A 15,200-nucleotide genomic window follows, 5' to 3' on the forward strand; every position below is an offset into this window, starting at 1 on the left:
CGAAGGCCACCTCCGCGATCGCGGAGGTGGCCTTCGGTCGTTCAGGGCAGGATCGGCAGAGCGGCGCAGTTGGACGTCGCCGGTCGACCGTCGAGCCGCGCCCGGATCCACGAGATCGCCGCGGTCTGGTCGGTGATCAACGGGATGAAGTGGTTGGTCAGCACGACCTTCTGGCCGAGGTCCGGGATCAGGATCGGCTCGTAGGTCACGGCGGCACCTGCCCGGCACCAGTCGACGGCCAGCTGCCGCACCTGCCCGTGCGGCACCGTGTCGTCGGAGATGCCGGTCGCGATGCGCACCGGGGTGGTCGGCTTCGACAGGCCGATGCGCTGTTCCTGCACGATCTGCTTCAGCGCGGGCTCGCGATCGAGCACCTGCGACAGCGAGATGCCGAGCTTGGTCAACGACGTCGTGCGGGTGAAGGCGTACGCGAGGATGCCGTCGCCCACGCACTGCGTCGCGGCACCCTTCAGCATCGCCTGCCCCTTGGCGTTGAGGTACTTGTCGAGGGCGGGCTTGATGCTCGGCCGGGTCTCGGCCATCCCGTTGATCGTCCACCCCAGGGCGACTGCCAGGGCGCTCCCGTCGATGCCGTCGATGACCTTCAGGAGGTCGGCCGGCGGGGCACCGACGTAGGCCCCCGCGATGGTCAGCTCGGGGGCGTACGTCGGGGCCAGCTCGGCCGCCGAGGCAGCGGCCCCGCCGCCCTGGCTGTAGCCGTACAGGCCGACCTTCGAGGTCGGCGACACCGAGGCGCCCGGCACCGCGCGAGCGGCACGCACGGCGTCGAGGACGGCGTGTCCCTGGTCGAGGCGGCTCACGTACGTGTGCAGCCGGTCGGTCGTGCCGAGGCCCACGTAGTCGGTCGCCATGACCGCGATGCCCTGCGACAGCAGGCGGTAGGTCGCGATGTTCTCGTAGCCCACGGACGCCGAGATCGTGCTGTCTCGCAGGTTGAGCGACAGCGGGTTCTCCAGCGCCAGCGACGGGGCGCACTGGTCGCCCTGACCCATCGTGCCGGACGCCTGGACGACGAGGGGGCGCGGACCGGGGCCGCTCCAGCGGGCGGCCGGTTCGATGTAGGCACCCGTCACGGCAACGGGTGCGCCGTTGGCGTCGGTCGACCTGAACATGACACGGGTGGCCGTGCCCGGCAGTGGTCCGGCCAGGCCCGGGAGGCTGATCCCCAGTCGCATCGGCTCGGTACGCACCAGGGCTCCGTTGGTCGCCGGCAGGCTCTGCGGCGGGTCGTAGAACGCCGGCACTGCGACGCCCCGCGAGACGGTCGCGGTGCCGTCATCGGCCACGGCGGTGCCCGCGGACGAGATGGACGCGGTCACCGCGACGGCGATGCACGCGGCCACGGCACCGAGCCGCCTGATCGGGCGGCTGCCCCTGGCAGGCCCGGACGCCGCGTCCTGCTGGATCGAGCTGATGTTCACTGGTGCTCCCTCGTCGACGTGGCCGGCTGCGCACTCGATGCGCGCAGTCGGGGATCCGACCGGCAGGCGCGGCGCGGAGATGGGGCACGCGGTGCTGGGCGGTGGGTGCCGACCCTCCTCGGCACCCGGTGACGACCGATCGATGATGGCGATCAGTTGTTACCTATCGGTAACATGATCCTAGTCACTTCCACGACCGCGCGGCAAGACCCGGCCGGGCCCGACATCCGGCGTGCCGGCGCCAGCACCCCGCCCTGCCCGGCGGACTGACCACGGCCGTAGGAGAATCGACACGGCGCGCTTCGCGCCCATCCCTCTGGAAGGTGCTCGATGACGATCGACCTGACGTTCCGTGGGCGACGCGTGCAGCGCGACCGGGCACTCGTCATGGCGATCGTCAACCGCACGCCCGACTCGTTCTACGACCGGGGTGCCACGTTCACCGACAGCGCCGCGCACGAGGCCGTGCGGGCGGCCATCGCAGCCGGTGCCGACATCATCGACGTGGGAGGCGTCAAGGCGGGGCCCGGCGACGACGTCGACGTCGCCGAGGAGATCCGGCGGACCGTGCCGTTCGTGGCCGCGATCCGCGCCGAGTTCCCCGATGCCGTGCTCAGCATCGACACGTGGCGGGCCGAGGTCGGACGGCACTGCGCCGAGGCCGGCGCCGACATCATCAACGACACGTGGGCCGGCAGCGACCGTGCGCTCGGCGACGTCGCGGCGGAGTTCGGCTGCGGCTACGTGTGCTCGCACACCGGCGGCGCCGTCCCCCGCACCCGCCCCCACCGCGTGCACTACGCCGACGTCGTGCGAGACGTCATCGACCAGACGACCAGGGCGGCGGACGACCTCGTGGCGCGCGGCGTCCCCCGCGCCGGCATCCTGATCGACCCCACGCACGACTTCGGCAAGAACACGTGGCACGGCCTCGAGCTGCTGCGCCGCGTCGACGAGCTGGTCGACACGGGGTGGCCCGTCCTGATGGCCCTGTCCAACAAGGACTTCATCGGCGAGACCCTGGGCCTGCCCGTCGACCAGCGGCACGAGGGGACGCTCGCGGCCACGACCGTCGCGGCAGCAGCGGGTGCCGCGGTGTTCCGGTCCCACGACGTCGAGGCGACCCGCCGGGTGCTCGAGATGACCGCCAGCATCCGCGGCGACCGCGCTCCCGCGAGGGTGGTGCGCGGCCTTGCCTGAGACCTCCGACGTGCGGGGCTGGTTCGACACGCACACGCACCGCGCGCAGCAGTTCGACGCAGCCGCCCTCGTCCCACTGAAGGGCGACCGGCGGATCAGCGTCCTGATCCCCGCCCGCGACGAGGAGGCGACGGTGGGGGCCATCGTCACGACGCTGCGCACCCAGCTGGTCGAGCGCGTGCCGCTCGTCGACGAGATCATCGTGATCGACTCGCACTCCACCGACGCGACGTCCGACGTCGCCCGGGCCGCAGGGGCCAAGGTCTTCCACGTCGACGAGATCGTGCCCGAGGTCGGCAGCCGCACGGGCAAGGGCGAGGCGATGTGGAAGGCGCTCGCCGTCATGACGGGCGACATCGGCATCTACCTCGACGCCGACGTGCAGGAGTTCACGGCCGACTTCGTCGTGGGCCTGCTCGGACCGCTGCTGACCGACGACGGCCTCGTGTTCGTCAAGGCGTTCTACGACCGTCCGTGGTCGACCGGCGCGGCGCGCTCGTCGGGTGGCGGCCGGGTCACCGAGCTCGTCGCCCGACCGCTCATCCTCGAGCGGTCACCGGCCCTGTCGGGCTTCGTCCAGCCCCTCGCCGGTGAGTGCGCCTTCCGCGCCGAGGCGCTGCGGGCCGTCCCGTTCGTGTCCGACTACGGCGTCGACATCGGTCTCATGATCGACGTGCTGCGCGACCACGGCCTGTCGGCGATGGCGCAGGTCGATCTGGGCCTGCGCCTGCACCGCCACCAGGACCTCGCGGCGCTCAGCGCCATGACGCAGCACGTGCGCGCCGCGTTCGACCTGCGCGCCGATCCCGGCGGCCCCGACGAGGTCGAGAGCACCGCCACGCTGTTCCGCCGCGAGGGCGAGACGATGCAGCTGGTCGAGCGCACCACGACGACGGTGCAGCGTCCCCCGATGGACCAGGTGCTGTCCCACCGTCGCTGATTCCCAGGCGCACCCCGGAATCTGCGCGGCCCGTCCGCCGGTTCCGGGGTGCACCTGGAAAGCCGACGCCGGACCCCTGATACATCCGGGGCGAGGTGCCAGTAATCAGGGTCCACCCGGAAAACTTCCGGGGCGAACCTGGGAACCACCGAACCGAGAAACCGGCTCAGCGCACCAGCGTCGGCAGCCGTCCGATGATCTCCTCGGCGTCGGCGATGACCTGGTCGATGACCTGCTGGACCGTGCCGATGTCGTGGATGAGGCCCTGCGTCTGGCCGGCCCACCACATGCCGTCCTCCATCGCTCCCTCGGCGAGGACGTTCTTGCGGCCCCGCATGCCCGACGCCAGCTCGGCGATGTCGTCGAACGTGGCACCGTCGCGCTGGGAGATCTCGACGATCCGCTCGGAGATCGTGTTGCGGACGACGCGGGCGGTGTTGTGGAACTGGCGGAACACGAGGACGGTGGAGCGCTCGTCGTTGGCGACGATCTGCTGCTTGACGTTGTCGTGGATGGGGGCCTCGGTCGTGGCCATGAACCGGGTGCCCATGTTGACCGCGACCGCGCCGAGGGCGAGTGCCGCGGCGAGCCCCTGGCCCGACGCGATGCCGCCCGAGGCGATGACGGGGATCGACAGCTGGCGCACGGCGGCGGGGATCAGGATCAGGCCGGGGACGTCGTCCTCGCCGGGGTGGCCGGCGCACTCGAAGCCGTCGATGCTGATCGCGTCGACGCCCTTGCGCTCGGCCGACAGGGCGTGGCGGACGCTGGTGGCCTTGTGGATGACCTTGACGCCGGCGCCGTGGAAGTCGGGCAGGTGCGGCTCGGGGCTCGAGCCGGCGGTCTCGACGACCGTGATGCCGGCCTCGATGATCGCGGCGCGGTACTCGTCGTAGGGGACGGGGTCGATCGTGGGCAGGATCGTGAGGTTGACCCCGAACGGCTTGTCGGTCAGGTCGCGGGTGCGGGCGATCTCCTTCGACAGCGCCTCGGGGGTCGGCTGGGTCAGCGCAGTGAGGAAGCCCAGGGCACCGGCGTTGGCGACCGGCGCGATCAGGTCGGCGGTGCCGAGGCCCGTCATGCCGCCGCACAGGATGGGGTGGTCGACGCCGAACTGCTCGGTGAACGTCGTGCTGATCATCTGGATGTTCCCTTCATCGTGCGGTGGTCAGTCGCCGGTGTGACCGCCGGAGACACCGGCGAGTATCAGGTCAGCGAGCGCACGGTATGCCGCCGAGTCGTCGAGGCCCGTCGCGCGCGACACGTCGCCGCGGTGGATCGACTCCATCATGAGCCGCGCCACGGTGCCGAGGAACTGCGGGTCGATGCCCGGAGCGGCCTCGAGCACCAGCTCCTGCACACGGGTGGCCGCGATCTGCGTGTTCTGCCGGTAGATGTCGCCGGCCGGGGCGAAGCGCTCCAGGTCGGCGAAGAATTGCGGCGAGGCGGGAGCGAGCTCGACCGCGACGGCGTTGAGGTAGGCCCCGATGCGGTCGACGGCCGGAGCGCTCGGGTCGACCGCCGCCTCGACCCGCTCGGTCGCGCGGCGGAAGAACGTGCGGACGATTGACGTCAGCAGCTGCTCCTTGCTGGGTGCGATGCCGTAGAGCGTCGACTTGGAGCAGTTGAGCCGGGCGGCGAGGTCGGACAGCTGGAGGTCGAGGAATCCCTCGGCCAGCACGATGTCGATGATGCCGTCGCGCAGGGCAGCGGTCCGTCCGCTCATCTCGACGCGCTGCACCATGCGGCGACTGTACCAGAACGGAGCCTGCAGTACAGTGACAAGTACACGCGACCAGGAGGACCCATGCCGGCCCAACGACTCATGCCCACCGAGGAGTCACACGACCTCATCGAGCTCACGCGCGACATCGTCGCCAAGGAGCTGCGACCCGTCATCGCCGACCTCGATGCACGCGCCGAGTTCCCGCGGGACGTGTTCCGCACGCTGGGCCGCGCGGGGCTGCTGAGCCTGCCCTACCCCGAGGAGGTGGGCGGCGGCGGGCAGTCGTACGAGGTCTACCTGCAGGCCCTCGAGGAGATCGCCTCGGCGTCGGCCAGCGTCGGCGTGGGGGTCAGCGTGCACGCGCTGTCGTGCTTCGGCCTGTTCACGGCAGGCAGCGACGAGCAGCGCGCCGCCTGGCTGCCCGAGATGCTGTCGGGCAGCCAGCTCGGCGCGTACTGCCTCTCGGAGGCGCACGCCGGCTCCGATCCGGCCGCGATGCGCACCCGTGCCGTCCGCGACGGCGACGAGTACGTCATCGACGGCGCCAAGGCCTGGACGACGCACGGCGGCAAGGCCGACTTCTACAAGGTCATGGCGCGGACCAGCGACGACGGCGGGCGCGGCATCTCGTGCTTCCTCGTCCCGGCGGACACACCGGGCCTGACGGCCGACAACCCCGAGCAGAAGATGGGCCTGATGAGCTCGACGACGGCCACGATGCTGTTCGACGGCGTCCGCGTCCCGGCGTCCCGGCGTCTCGGGGCCGAGGGCCAGGGACTGTCGATCGCGCTGGCAGGCCTCGACGCGGGACGGCTCGGCATCGCCGCCGTCGCGACCGGTCTGGCCCAGGAGGCCCTCGACGTCGCCCTCGCCTACGCCAAGGAGCGCGAGGCGTTCGGCAAGCCCGTCATCGACCACCAGGGCCTCGCCTTCGTCCTGGCCGACATGTCGGCTGCCGTCGAGTCGGCCCGAGCGACCTACCTCGCCGCAGCGAGGCTCAAGGACGCCGGCCGGCCCTACGCGCGCCAGGCCTCGATCGCCAAGCTCGTCTGCACCGACAACGCCATGAAGGTCACGACCGACGCCGTGCAGGTGCTCGGCGGGGCCGGCTACACCAAGGACTTCCCGGTCGAGCGCTTCATGCGCGAGGCCAAGGTCATGCAGATCTTCGAGGGCACCAACCAGATCCAGCGACTCGTCATCAGCCGCAACCTCGCGCGCTGACACCCACCCAGCACCCATCTGACACCCACACAAGGAGAACCATGCAGCTCAACGACACCGCCGCGATCGTCACGGGAGGCGCATCCGGCCTCGGTGCCGCGACCGCCGCCCACCTCGCCTCGCTGGGTGCCAGCGTCTACGCGATCGACCTGCAGGGCTCGATCGACCAGGCCCCAGCCGTCGACGGCGTCACCTACCTCGCCGCCGACGTGACCGACGAGCAGCAGGTGCGTGCCGCGGTCGCGACGGCGTCCGAGACGCTTCCGCTGCGCACCGTGGTCAACTGCGCCGGCATCGGGCCGTCCGCCCGCATCCTCGGCCGCAAGGGCGTCCACGATCTCGCCCTCTACGCCAAGATCGTCCACATCAACCTGGTCGGCAGCTTCACGGTGCTGGCGCTCGCCGCCGAGGCGATCGCGCGGACCGAGGCCGACGAGAACGGCCAGCGCGGGGTCATCGTCAACACCGCCTCGATCGCCGCCTACGACGGCCAGATCGGTCAGGTCGCCTACGCCTCGTCGAAGGGCGGCATCGTCGGCATGACCCTGCCCGCGGCGCGCGACCTCGCCCAGCACGGTATCCGCGTGTGCACGATCGCGCCGGGCATCGTCAACACGCCGATGCTGGCGACCGTCAGCGAGGAGTTCCGGGCAGGACTGGCCGCGGGCGTCCCGTTCCCGCAGCGGCTCTGCGAGCCGGCCGAGTACGCCAAGCTCGTGGCCATGATCGTCGACCACGACTACCTCAACGGCGAGACGATCCGCATGGACGGCGCGCTGCGGATGGCTCCCCGCTAGACCATTCCCCGCTGGGCCTGACGAATCAGCAGACACGCCGCCGGCGTGTCTGCGCGAACGTCAGGCCCAGCGAGATCGTCCGGGCTGGACGATCAGTGGTGCGCGGGGCTGTTGTCGTGCGAGGTGGTCTCGAGCTCGGTGCTGGGCGACGGCGGCACGTAGTTGTTACGGGCGGTCAGCAGGCCGAACAGGGCCACGAGGACGAACAGTCCGGCCGTGCCGCCACCGAACAGGATGATCGTGTCGAGGACGCTGCGTCCCTGGCCCTCCGGCCAGGCCCCGCCCACGGGGGCGTCTGCGAAGGCCGCGCCCGAGCCGGCGATGAACGTCACGACGGTGGCGAGCACGAGTCCGAGCACGCGAGCAGGAGTCTTCATGACTCCATCGTATCCACCCGTAGGCTGGGGAGATGCCTCACCTCGACATCAACTGGAAGCTGCCGGAGGGCAAGGCCTACGACTGGTTCGTCGCCACGCCCGGCGGCATCGCCCTCATCATCGTCCTGGGCCTGGCGCTCCGCTGGTTCATCAACCGTGCCGTCGACCGTCTGGTCGGCCGCGCGGCGACGGGCAACATGCCTGGATTCATCGCCGACAGCCGCGCCGGGGAGTTCCTCGACACACTGAAGCCGGCCAACCACGCCCGGCGTCAGCAGCGCACCGAGACCATGGGATCGCTGCTCAAGAGCGTCTCGACCGGCCTGATCCTCGCGGTCGTCATCGTCATGGTGCTGTCGAAGCTCAGCATCGACATCGCCCCGATCATCGCGAGCGCCGGCATCGTCGGCGTGGCGCTGGGCTTCGGCGCGCAAAACCTGGTCAAGGACTTCCTGTCGGGCATCTTCATGATCCTGGAGGACCAGTACGGCGTCGGCGACACCGTCGACCTCGGCGAGGCCACCGGCACGGTCGAGGCCGTGAGCCTGCGGGTCACCCGGCTGCGCGACGTCAACGGCACGGTCTGGTACGTCCGCAACGGCGAGATCCTGCGCGTCGGCAACCAGAGCCAGAACTGGGCACGGACGGTGCTCGACGTGACGGTCTCGTACGACGCCGACCTCGACCAGGTGCAGCGCATCCTGCAGGACGTCGCCACCACGACGTACGAGAACGAGCAGTTCCACGACGTCATCATCGAGGCCCCCGAGGTGTGGGGCGTCGAGCGCTTCGACAAGGATGGTGTCGTCGTTCGGGTCGTCCTCAAGACCGCGCCGGCCCAGCAGTGGCTCGTCGCCCGGGCGATGCGTCAACGCATCAAGGCCGAGTTCGACCGGGCCGGCATCAAGATGCCGACGACCTTCCCCGTCGCCACGATCCACCAGGAGCAGGGATGACCGAGCAGCCGGCGGCCGAGCAGACCTTCTACGAGGCGATCGGCGGGCACGACACGATCAAGTTGATCGTCGACACGTTCTACGACGGCGTCGCGACCGACGAGCTGCTCCGGCCGATGTATCCCGAGGAGGACCTCGGCCCGGCCAACGAGCGGTTCCGGATGTTCCTCGAGCAGTACTGGGGCGGTCCGACGACGTACTCAGAGCAGCGCGGTCATCCCCGGCTGCGCATGCGGCACGCCCCGTTCGAGGTCACGGCGGAGGCCCGCGACCGCTGGCTCGCGCACTTCCGCGACGGCCTCGACCGCGCCGCCCTCACCCCCGAGCACGACGCCCAGTTCTGGGCCTACGCCCAGCACGCCGCCACCTTCATGGTGAACACGGCGTCCTGAGCGGAGCGAAGCCGTGTTCGGCCATGAAGCAACAGGCCAGCATGGTGAACACGGCGTCCTGAGCGGAGCGAAGCCGTGTTCGGCCATGAAGCAACAGGCCAGCATGGTGAACACGGCGTCCTGAGCGGTCAGCTCGGGACGAGCGCCTCGAGCTGGGCGCGCTCGGCCTCGCCGAGAGGCCTGGACGACTGGGTGTGCGGATCGAAGCCGACCATCGCCGTCGAGGAGTCGGCGAGCAGCGTGGCACCGTCCGAGATCTGGCAGTGCAGGTCGAACGATCCGCGACCGACCCGGCTCACCCAGACAGTCGCCTCGTACGGCTCGGCACGCCAGGTGATCGGACGCACGTGGGTGACGCTGGCCGTGCCGACGACGACGCTCCCGGCTGCGATGGTGTCGAGCCGTCTCGAGATGTTGAGCACCCGCACCTCCTGCAACAGCTCGAACAGCTTGGCGGGCCGCACGGCACCAGCCGCATCGAGGTCGCTGCGGCGGACGCGGACGGGGAGCACCGGCAGCTCGCCGCCCGGCACGACGCGGCTCGGCAGATCGGCGTCGACGTACTCGACCGTCACGACGGCGAAGACGGGCGCCACGCCGTCGGCGGTGATCTGCTGCGTCAGGACACCATCGGTCAGCTCCGAGCGCACGACGACGTCCCTGCTGCCCAGCAGCAGGGGCCTGACGAACCGGATCGAGACGGTCGAGATCGTGTCGTCAGCGGCGATCACCCCGTCGTCCACCAGGATCGCCCGCGCCTCGGCGGCGTAGTCGAGGTAGACGACGTTGTTGACGTGGTTGAGCGAGTCGAGGTCGGCCCAGCGCATCGGGAACGCATGTTCGTGCATCCCGCCGATGATGCCAGAGGCTCGGCAACACCCGGCTGCCGGCGGTGTCAGGCGCTGGCGGTCTCGTCGATCTCGATGACGGGGTCGCCCTCCTGGACGATCTGGCCGAGGGAGACGAGCACCTTGCTGACGTGTCCGCCCACCTGCGCGACCAGCGGGATCTCCATCTTCATCGACTCCAGGACGGCGAGGACGTCGCCGACCCCCACCTGGTCGCCCTCGCGGACGACGATCTTCCAGACGTTCGAGACGATCTCTGCGCGCGCGAGGTGCATCAGGACCCCTGTCCGTGGGTCAGCATGCGGAGCGCGGCGATCATGCGGTCGCGGGTCTCCTCGGGCAGGATCACGTCGTCGACGATGCCAGCCTCGGCGGCGAGGTACGGCCGGGCGACCTCCTCGCGGTAGACAGCCGCGAGCTCGTCGCGCAGGACCGTCGGCTCCTCGGCCTCCTTGAGCGCGCGACGGTGCAGCAGCGCGACGGCGCCGCCGGGACCCATCACGGCGATCTCGGAGTTGGCCCACGCCCAGTTGGCGTGCGCACCGAGCGAGGCCGAGCCCATCGCGATGTAGGCACCGCCGTACGACTTGCGGACGACGACCGTGAGCTTGGGGCTCTTGGTGTCGACGTACGCCTTGAGGAGCTTGGCGCCATGCGTGATGACGCCTCGCCCCTCCTCGACGGTCCCGGGCAGGAAGCCGGGCACGTCGACGAACGTGAGGACGGGCAGGTCGAACCGCCCGCAGAACTCGACGAAGCGGGCGGCCTTGACCGATGCCTTCGAGTCGAGGATGCCGCCGCGTGCGTTGGGCTGGTTGGCCAGGACGCCGACGGCGTGGCCGTCGATGCGGGCGAAGAGGGTCAGGATGCTGGGGGCGTGCTCGGGCATCAGCTCGAGACGTGCGCCGTTGTCGAGCACGCCGTCCAGCAGCTTGTTCATGTCGAACACGATGCTCGACTTCTCGGGGACGAGGCCCGGCAGCGCCGCGACCGAGTGCGGGTTGGCCGGCACCGCGTCGTGGCGCTTCTGCGTGCCACCCTTGTGCGTCGGCAGGAACGACAGCAGCAAGCGGGTCGCGTGGAACGCCTCCTCCTCGCTGTCGACCTCGAGGTGCGCGACGCCGCTGACCTTGGTGTGCAGCGCCGAGCCACCGATGTCCTCGGCGGAGGCGTCCTCGCCGGTCGCGGCCTTGACGATGTCGGGGCCGGTCAGGAACATCTGTCCCTGCTCCTTGACCATGATCGTCCAGTCGGTGAGCGCCGGCGAGTACGCGGCGGCACCGGCGCAGGGGCCGAGGATCAGCGAGATCTGCGGGATACGGCTCTGCGCCTCGATGTTGAGCGCGAAGATGCCGCCGCAGCCGTGCAGCGCGAAGATGCCGTCGTGGATGCGGGCACCGCCCGAGTCGTTGATGTAGACGATCGGGTAGCCCTTGTCGATCGCGAAGCGCTGGGCCTTCTGGATGGCCTCGGCCATCACGGCACCGATGGCACCGGAGGCGACGGCCGCGTCGTGCGACACGACCACGACCGAGTGACCGTCGGTCGTCCCCCAGCCGGAGACGACGCCGCTGCCCGCGCCGGGCGACGCCGAGCGCATCGGCGTCATCTCGACGAACGAGCCCTCGTCGACCAGCATCTCGGCACGTTCACGAGCGGTGTAGACGCGCTTGCCCTTGGGCTCGACACGGGCGAATCGGCTGGTGCGGCGCTCGGCCAGCACGACGCGCTGGTCGGGCGGTCCCGCCTGGTCGGCCGACGTGGCATCTGCGACCACCGAACGATCGAGCTCTGACACATCGACTCCTAAACATGAGGTTTCCCTCAACTATACACAAAGATGAGGAACCCCTCATCTTTCGATCCGTGTCGACATCGCCCTCTCGCGCAGCCGGCACCACGTGCGCTACCGTGCTGGAGTCGTGACTAAGCAAGCGCTTAGCACCCTGGCCCCTGAGGAGAACACCGTGACCGAAATCCGCACCGCGATCGTCACCGGAGCAGCCCGTGGCATCGGCTCGGCCGTCGCCCAGCGCCTCGCCGCCGACGGCTTCCAGGTCGCCGTCGTCGACCTCGACGAGTCCGCCTGCGCCACGACCGTCGACGCCATCACCACTGCCGGCGGCAAGGCCCTCGCGGTCGGCGCCGACGTCAGCAACGAGGAGCAGGTCAAGGCCGCGATCGACCGCATCGCCGCCGAGCTCGGCGCACCCACCGTGCTGGTCAACAACGCCGGCGTCCTGCGCGACAACCTGCTGTTCAAGATGACCTCCGACGACTGGGACATCGTCATGAACGTGCACCTGCGCGGCTCGTTCCTCATGACGAAGTACAGCCAGAAGCACATGACCGAGGCCGGCTACGGACGCATCGTCAACCTCTCCAGCACGTCCGCCCTGGGCAACCGCGGGCAGGCCAACTACTCCGCCGCCAAGGCCGGCCTGCAGGGCTTCACCAAGACCCTCGCGATCGAGCTCGGCAAGTTCGGCGTCACCGCCAACGCGATCGCGCCGGGCTTCATCCAGACCGACATGACGGCAGCGACCGCCGAGCGCATGAAGGTGCCCTTCGACGACTTCATCAAGTACAGCGCCGAGCAGATCCCCGTGCAGCGCGTCGGCCAGCCCGAGGACATCGCCCACACGGCGTCGTTCCTCGTGAGCGAGGGCGCAGGCTTCGTCTCCGGCCAGGTCATCTACGTCGCCGGCGGACCGAAGGACTGACCTGTCATGAGCACTGACCCCCAGGGGCTGGACACCGCCGCCGTCGCCGGCTGGCTCGCCGAGCAGGTTCCGGGCAGCGTCGCCGGTCCGTTCGAGGCCTCGCTCATCACGGGCGGCAAGTCGAACCTCACGTACCTCGTCACCGACGGGGTGCACGAGTACGTCGTGCGACGTCCTCCCCTGGGTCACGTGCTCGCGACGGCGCACGACATGGCGCGCGAGCACCGCGTCATGGCGGCGCTGACCTCCACGACCGTGCCCGTGCCTCGCATGGTCGCCCTGTGCGAGGACGTCGACGTCATCGGCGCCCCGTTCTACGTCATGGACAAGGTCGAGGGGACGGCTTACAGCCGGGCGTCCCAGCTCGCCCCGCTCGGGGCCGGGCGGACGCGACTCATCAGCGAGCGCCTCGTCGACGCCCTCGTCGACCTCCATGCCGTCGACTACCGCGCCGTCGGGCTGGGCGAGTTCGGTCGCCCCGACGGCTACCTGGCACGCCAGGTCTCGCGGTGGAAGAAGCAGCTCGTCGCGTCCACCAGCCGCGACCTGCCGGGCATGGACGAGCTGGTCCGCCGGCTCGACTCCGCGATCCCCGAGGGCGGCGAGGGGACGATCGTCCACGGCGACTACCGCCTCGACAACGCGTTGGTGCAGGACGACCGCATCACGGCGGTCCTCGACTGGGAGATGAGCACGCTCGGCGACCCCCTGACCGATGTCGCGCTGATGCTCGCCTACCAGGCGCTCGCCGACATCACGCCCTCGTCGGGCGCCCTCGTCACGGATGCCTCGAACGCGCCGGGATACCTCGACCGCCAGGCCGTCCTCGATCGATACGCCGCCGGCTCGGGCCGCGACGTCAGCGACATCGGCTGGCACGTGTCGCTCGCGTTCTTCAAGCTCGCGGTGATCCTCGAGGGCATCCATTTCAGGCACTCGCAGGGCCAGACCGTCGGAGCCGGCTTCGACGGCATCGGCGACGCGATCGGTCCGCTGATCGAGGCAGGTCTCGCCGCTTCACGCTAGGGTGGCGCGCGTGACGGCCGAGATCCTCGAACCCCGGCGCCGCCCGACGCAGGAGCGGAGCCACAAGAAGTTCGACCACCTGCTGCTGGTGTCCCGCCAGCTGCTGCTCGACGTCGGCTTCGAGTCGTTCACGTGCGAAGAGGTCGCCAGCCGTGCCGGGCTGCCGATCGGGACGCTCTACCAGTTCTTCCAGAACAAGTACGTCATCGTGTGCGAGCTCGATCGCGTCGACGCCGTCGCCGTCCGCCTCGAGCTGCGGTCGTTCGCCGACGCCATCCCGACGCTCGACTGGCTCAAGTTCCTCGACCGCCTCGTCGACCACATGGCTGCCCTCTGGGCCGGCGATCCGTCGCGGCGCGCCGTGTGGCTCGCGGTGCAGTCGACGCCCGCGACCCGGGCCACGGCCGCCGTGACCGAGCGCGAGCTCGCCGCCGAGGTCGCCCGGGCGCTGGCCCCCCTGACCCCCGGCACGCCCCGCGAGCGCCGCACCATCATGGCCGAGGTGCTCGTGCACGTCGTCTACTCGATGCTCAACTTCTCGATCCGCGACAGCCAGGAGCACAGCGAGTCGATCATCGAGCTCAAGCGACTGCTGGCGTCGTACCTGCTCAGTGCGGAGCACGGCTGAGGGTGGGCCTCGGTGCTGCGGGGATGCCTTGCTGGAGCTGCGGGGATCCCTTGCTGGAGCTGCGGGGATCCCTTGCGGGACGACGGCCGGTGGCGGCTTCGCCGCGGGGGGCCGTCGTGTTGACGGGGCCCGACTCAATTCACGGAGCCTTCGATGAATGAGGAATGCCCCGTTCCGACCCAAGAACGGGGTCGGTACGGGGCATTCCTCATTCGTGGAGCTTGCGGAAACCTATTCGAAGCAGGCACACCTAACTTCCGCCTGGGCGAAGGTCCTTGCGTACGAGCTACCCACCGAGCCCCGGCAGTCGGGGCGCGCCAGACCGCGCAACCTGGCGCGACGCATGTCCCCCGGCCAGATACGAGCGATCATCGAGGGATACCAGGCGGGCCAGGACTCCCGCCAACTTGCGGCCCAGTTCGACATCTCGGCACCCAGTATTCTCCGGCTACTACACCAAGGTGGCGTCCAGGTTCGAGGGCACTAGCTCAAAGAGCACATGTTCGGACCAACTCCGCTAGTCCTGAGTTCAGCCAATCCGAACAATCTTCCGGCGCTCGGCTCCCCCGCCCGCCGGGATCCCAGCAAAGCGAAACCTCGGGCCGGTCGGCGGCGAATCACCGAGAAGGACCGACGGAGGATCGTCGAGCTGTACGAACGTGGGGTGAGCAGCCGCGCAGTGGCATCAGAGGTCGGACTATCCAAAGCGACCGTGCTGAACGTCCTCAAGTCGGAGCATGTGGTGCGCAGGCCACCCGGACAGTCCTGTTGTGCCAACTGACGATGCGACAGGTCTCGGACGATGCACGCGCCTACTTCGCCTTTCGACGCAAGGTTTGTGCGCAAACTCCAACAAGTTCTGTGAGCGGTCCAGTCAGCGACCACCTATCACGAGCACGGTGAGCGACCTCTCCGACTAGG

At 69.8% G+C, this 15,200-nt stretch carries 17 protein-coding genes; 10 read left to right on the plus strand and 7 right to left on the minus strand.

What is annotated here, in order from left to right; translation table 11 throughout:
- Positions 1 to 41 precede the first annotated feature (41 nt).
- A complete protein-coding gene (locus JOF40_RS19275) occupies positions 42 to 1,442 on the minus strand; it encodes a lipase family protein (protein WP_246152822.1) in 1,401 nt (466 codons plus the stop codon).
- A 330-nt stretch (positions 1,443 to 1,772) separates the two neighbouring features.
- Here JOF40_RS19275 and folP point away from each other — a divergent pair, with 330 nt between their 5' ends.
- Entirely contained in the window at positions 1,773 to 2,642 is an 870-nt protein-coding gene (gene folP / locus JOF40_RS19280) for a dihydropteroate synthase (RefSeq protein WP_129182860.1), read from the plus strand.
- The gene (locus tag JOF40_RS19285) at positions 2,635 to 3,582 is read left to right on the plus strand and encodes a glucosyl-3-phosphoglycerate synthase (protein ID WP_129182862.1); all 948 of its coding nucleotides are present in this window, start codon (positions 2,635 to 2,637) and stop codon (positions 3,580 to 3,582) included. The genes folP and JOF40_RS19285 overlap by 8 nt, the downstream gene beginning before the upstream one ends.
- Before the next feature lie 166 nt (positions 3,583 to 3,748).
- Here JOF40_RS19285 and JOF40_RS19290 read toward each other — a convergent pair whose 3' ends face one another.
- Together JOF40_RS19290 and JOF40_RS19295 are read right to left on the minus strand one after the other, a co-directional pair.
- Entirely contained in the window at positions 3,749 to 4,723 is a 975-nt protein-coding gene (locus tag JOF40_RS19290; protein WP_129182864.1) for an NAD(P)H-dependent flavin oxidoreductase, read from the minus strand.
- A gap of 27 nt (positions 4,724 to 4,750) precedes the next feature.
- Positions 4,751 to 5,326 (minus strand): TetR/AcrR family transcriptional regulator, encoded by a 576-nt coding sequence (locus tag JOF40_RS19295; RefSeq protein ID WP_129182866.1) that lies wholly within the window; start codon positions 5,324 to 5,326, stop codon positions 4,751 to 4,753.
- A gap of 63 nt (positions 5,327 to 5,389) precedes the next feature.
- Between JOF40_RS19295 and JOF40_RS19300 the strand changes: the two genes are divergently transcribed.
- Positions 5,390 to 6,532: an acyl-CoA dehydrogenase family protein gene (locus tag JOF40_RS19300; protein ID WP_129182869.1), complete on the plus strand. Its 1,143-nt coding sequence runs from the start codon at positions 5,390 to 5,392 to the stop codon at positions 6,530 to 6,532.
- A gap of 41 nt (positions 6,533 to 6,573) precedes the next feature.
- The gene (locus JOF40_RS19305) at positions 6,574 to 7,329 is read left to right on the plus strand and encodes an SDR family NAD(P)-dependent oxidoreductase (RefSeq protein WP_129182871.1); all 756 of its coding nucleotides are present in this window, start codon (positions 6,574 to 6,576) and stop codon (positions 7,327 to 7,329) included.
- A 92-nt stretch (positions 7,330 to 7,421) separates the two neighbouring features.
- Here JOF40_RS19305 and JOF40_RS19310 read toward each other — a convergent pair whose 3' ends face one another.
- Positions 7,422 to 7,706: a hypothetical protein gene (locus tag JOF40_RS19310; protein WP_129182873.1), complete on the minus strand. Its 285-nt coding sequence runs from the start codon at positions 7,704 to 7,706 to the stop codon at positions 7,422 to 7,424.
- A gap of 32 nt (positions 7,707 to 7,738) precedes the next feature.
- Between JOF40_RS19310 and JOF40_RS19315 the strand changes: the two genes are divergently transcribed.
- Together JOF40_RS19315 and JOF40_RS19320 are read left to right on the plus strand one after the other, a co-directional pair.
- Positions 7,739 to 8,662 carry a mechanosensitive ion channel family protein gene (locus JOF40_RS19315; RefSeq protein WP_129182875.1) on the plus strand — a complete coding sequence of 308 codons (924 nt, stop codon included), beginning with the start codon at positions 7,739 to 7,741 and terminating at the stop codon, positions 8,660 to 8,662.
- Complete coding sequence (locus JOF40_RS19320) at positions 8,659 to 9,054, plus strand: globin (RefSeq protein WP_129182877.1); 396 nt, start codon at positions 8,659 to 8,661, stop codon at positions 9,052 to 9,054. Before JOF40_RS19315 ends, JOF40_RS19320 begins: the two co-directional genes overlap by 4 nt.
- 128 nt (positions 9,055 to 9,182) lie before the next feature.
- Here the strand turns inward: JOF40_RS19320 and JOF40_RS19825 are convergent, their stop codons facing one another.
- Genes JOF40_RS19825 through JOF40_RS19335 form a run of 3 tightly spaced genes read right to left on the minus strand, consistent with a single transcriptional unit; the run spans position 9,183 to position 11,700 of the window.
- Entirely contained in the window at positions 9,183 to 9,902 is a 720-nt protein-coding gene (locus tag JOF40_RS19825; RefSeq protein ID WP_129182879.1) for a thioesterase family protein, read from the minus strand.
- 47 nt (positions 9,903 to 9,949) lie between these two features.
- Positions 9,950 to 10,177 carry a biotin/lipoyl-binding carrier protein gene (locus JOF40_RS19330; RefSeq protein WP_129182881.1) on the minus strand — a complete coding sequence of 76 codons (228 nt, stop codon included), beginning with the start codon at positions 10,175 to 10,177 and terminating at the stop codon, positions 9,950 to 9,952.
- The gene (locus JOF40_RS19335; protein WP_246152821.1) at positions 10,177 to 11,700 is read right to left on the minus strand and encodes an acyl-CoA carboxylase subunit beta; all 1,524 of its coding nucleotides are present in this window, start codon (positions 11,698 to 11,700) and stop codon (positions 10,177 to 10,179) included. The genes JOF40_RS19330 and JOF40_RS19335 overlap by 1 nt, the downstream gene beginning before the upstream one ends.
- 169 nt (positions 11,701 to 11,869) lie before the next feature.
- Here JOF40_RS19335 and fabG point away from each other — a divergent pair, with 169 nt between their 5' ends.
- The 4 genes from fabG (at position 11,870) to JOF40_RS20420 (ending at position 15,060) form a co-directional block, all read left to right on the plus strand.
- Positions 11,870 to 12,625: a 3-oxoacyl-ACP reductase FabG gene (fabG, locus tag JOF40_RS19340; RefSeq protein ID WP_129182882.1), complete on the plus strand. Its 756-nt coding sequence runs from the start codon at positions 11,870 to 11,872 to the stop codon at positions 12,623 to 12,625.
- A 6-nt stretch (positions 12,626 to 12,631) separates the two neighbouring features.
- Positions 12,632 to 13,651: a phosphotransferase family protein gene (locus tag JOF40_RS19345; protein WP_129182884.1), complete on the plus strand. Its 1,020-nt coding sequence runs from the start codon at positions 12,632 to 12,634 to the stop codon at positions 13,649 to 13,651.
- A gap of 10 nt (positions 13,652 to 13,661) precedes the next feature.
- Positions 13,662 to 14,279, plus strand: a complete 618-nt coding sequence (locus JOF40_RS19350) for a TetR family transcriptional regulator (protein WP_246152820.1) — start codon at positions 13,662 to 13,664, stop codon at positions 14,277 to 14,279.
- Between the two features lie 499 nt (positions 14,280 to 14,778).
- Complete coding sequence (locus JOF40_RS20420) at positions 14,779 to 15,060, plus strand: helix-turn-helix domain-containing protein (protein WP_129182888.1); 282 nt, start codon at positions 14,779 to 14,781, stop codon at positions 15,058 to 15,060.
- Positions 15,061 to 15,200: the final 140 nt, after the last annotated feature.

Origin of the sequence: Aeromicrobium fastidiosum (assembly GCF_017876595.1) — a bacterium.
Classification (GTDB): Bacteria; Actinomycetota; Actinomycetes; order Propionibacteriales; family Nocardioidaceae; genus Aeromicrobium; species Aeromicrobium fastidiosum.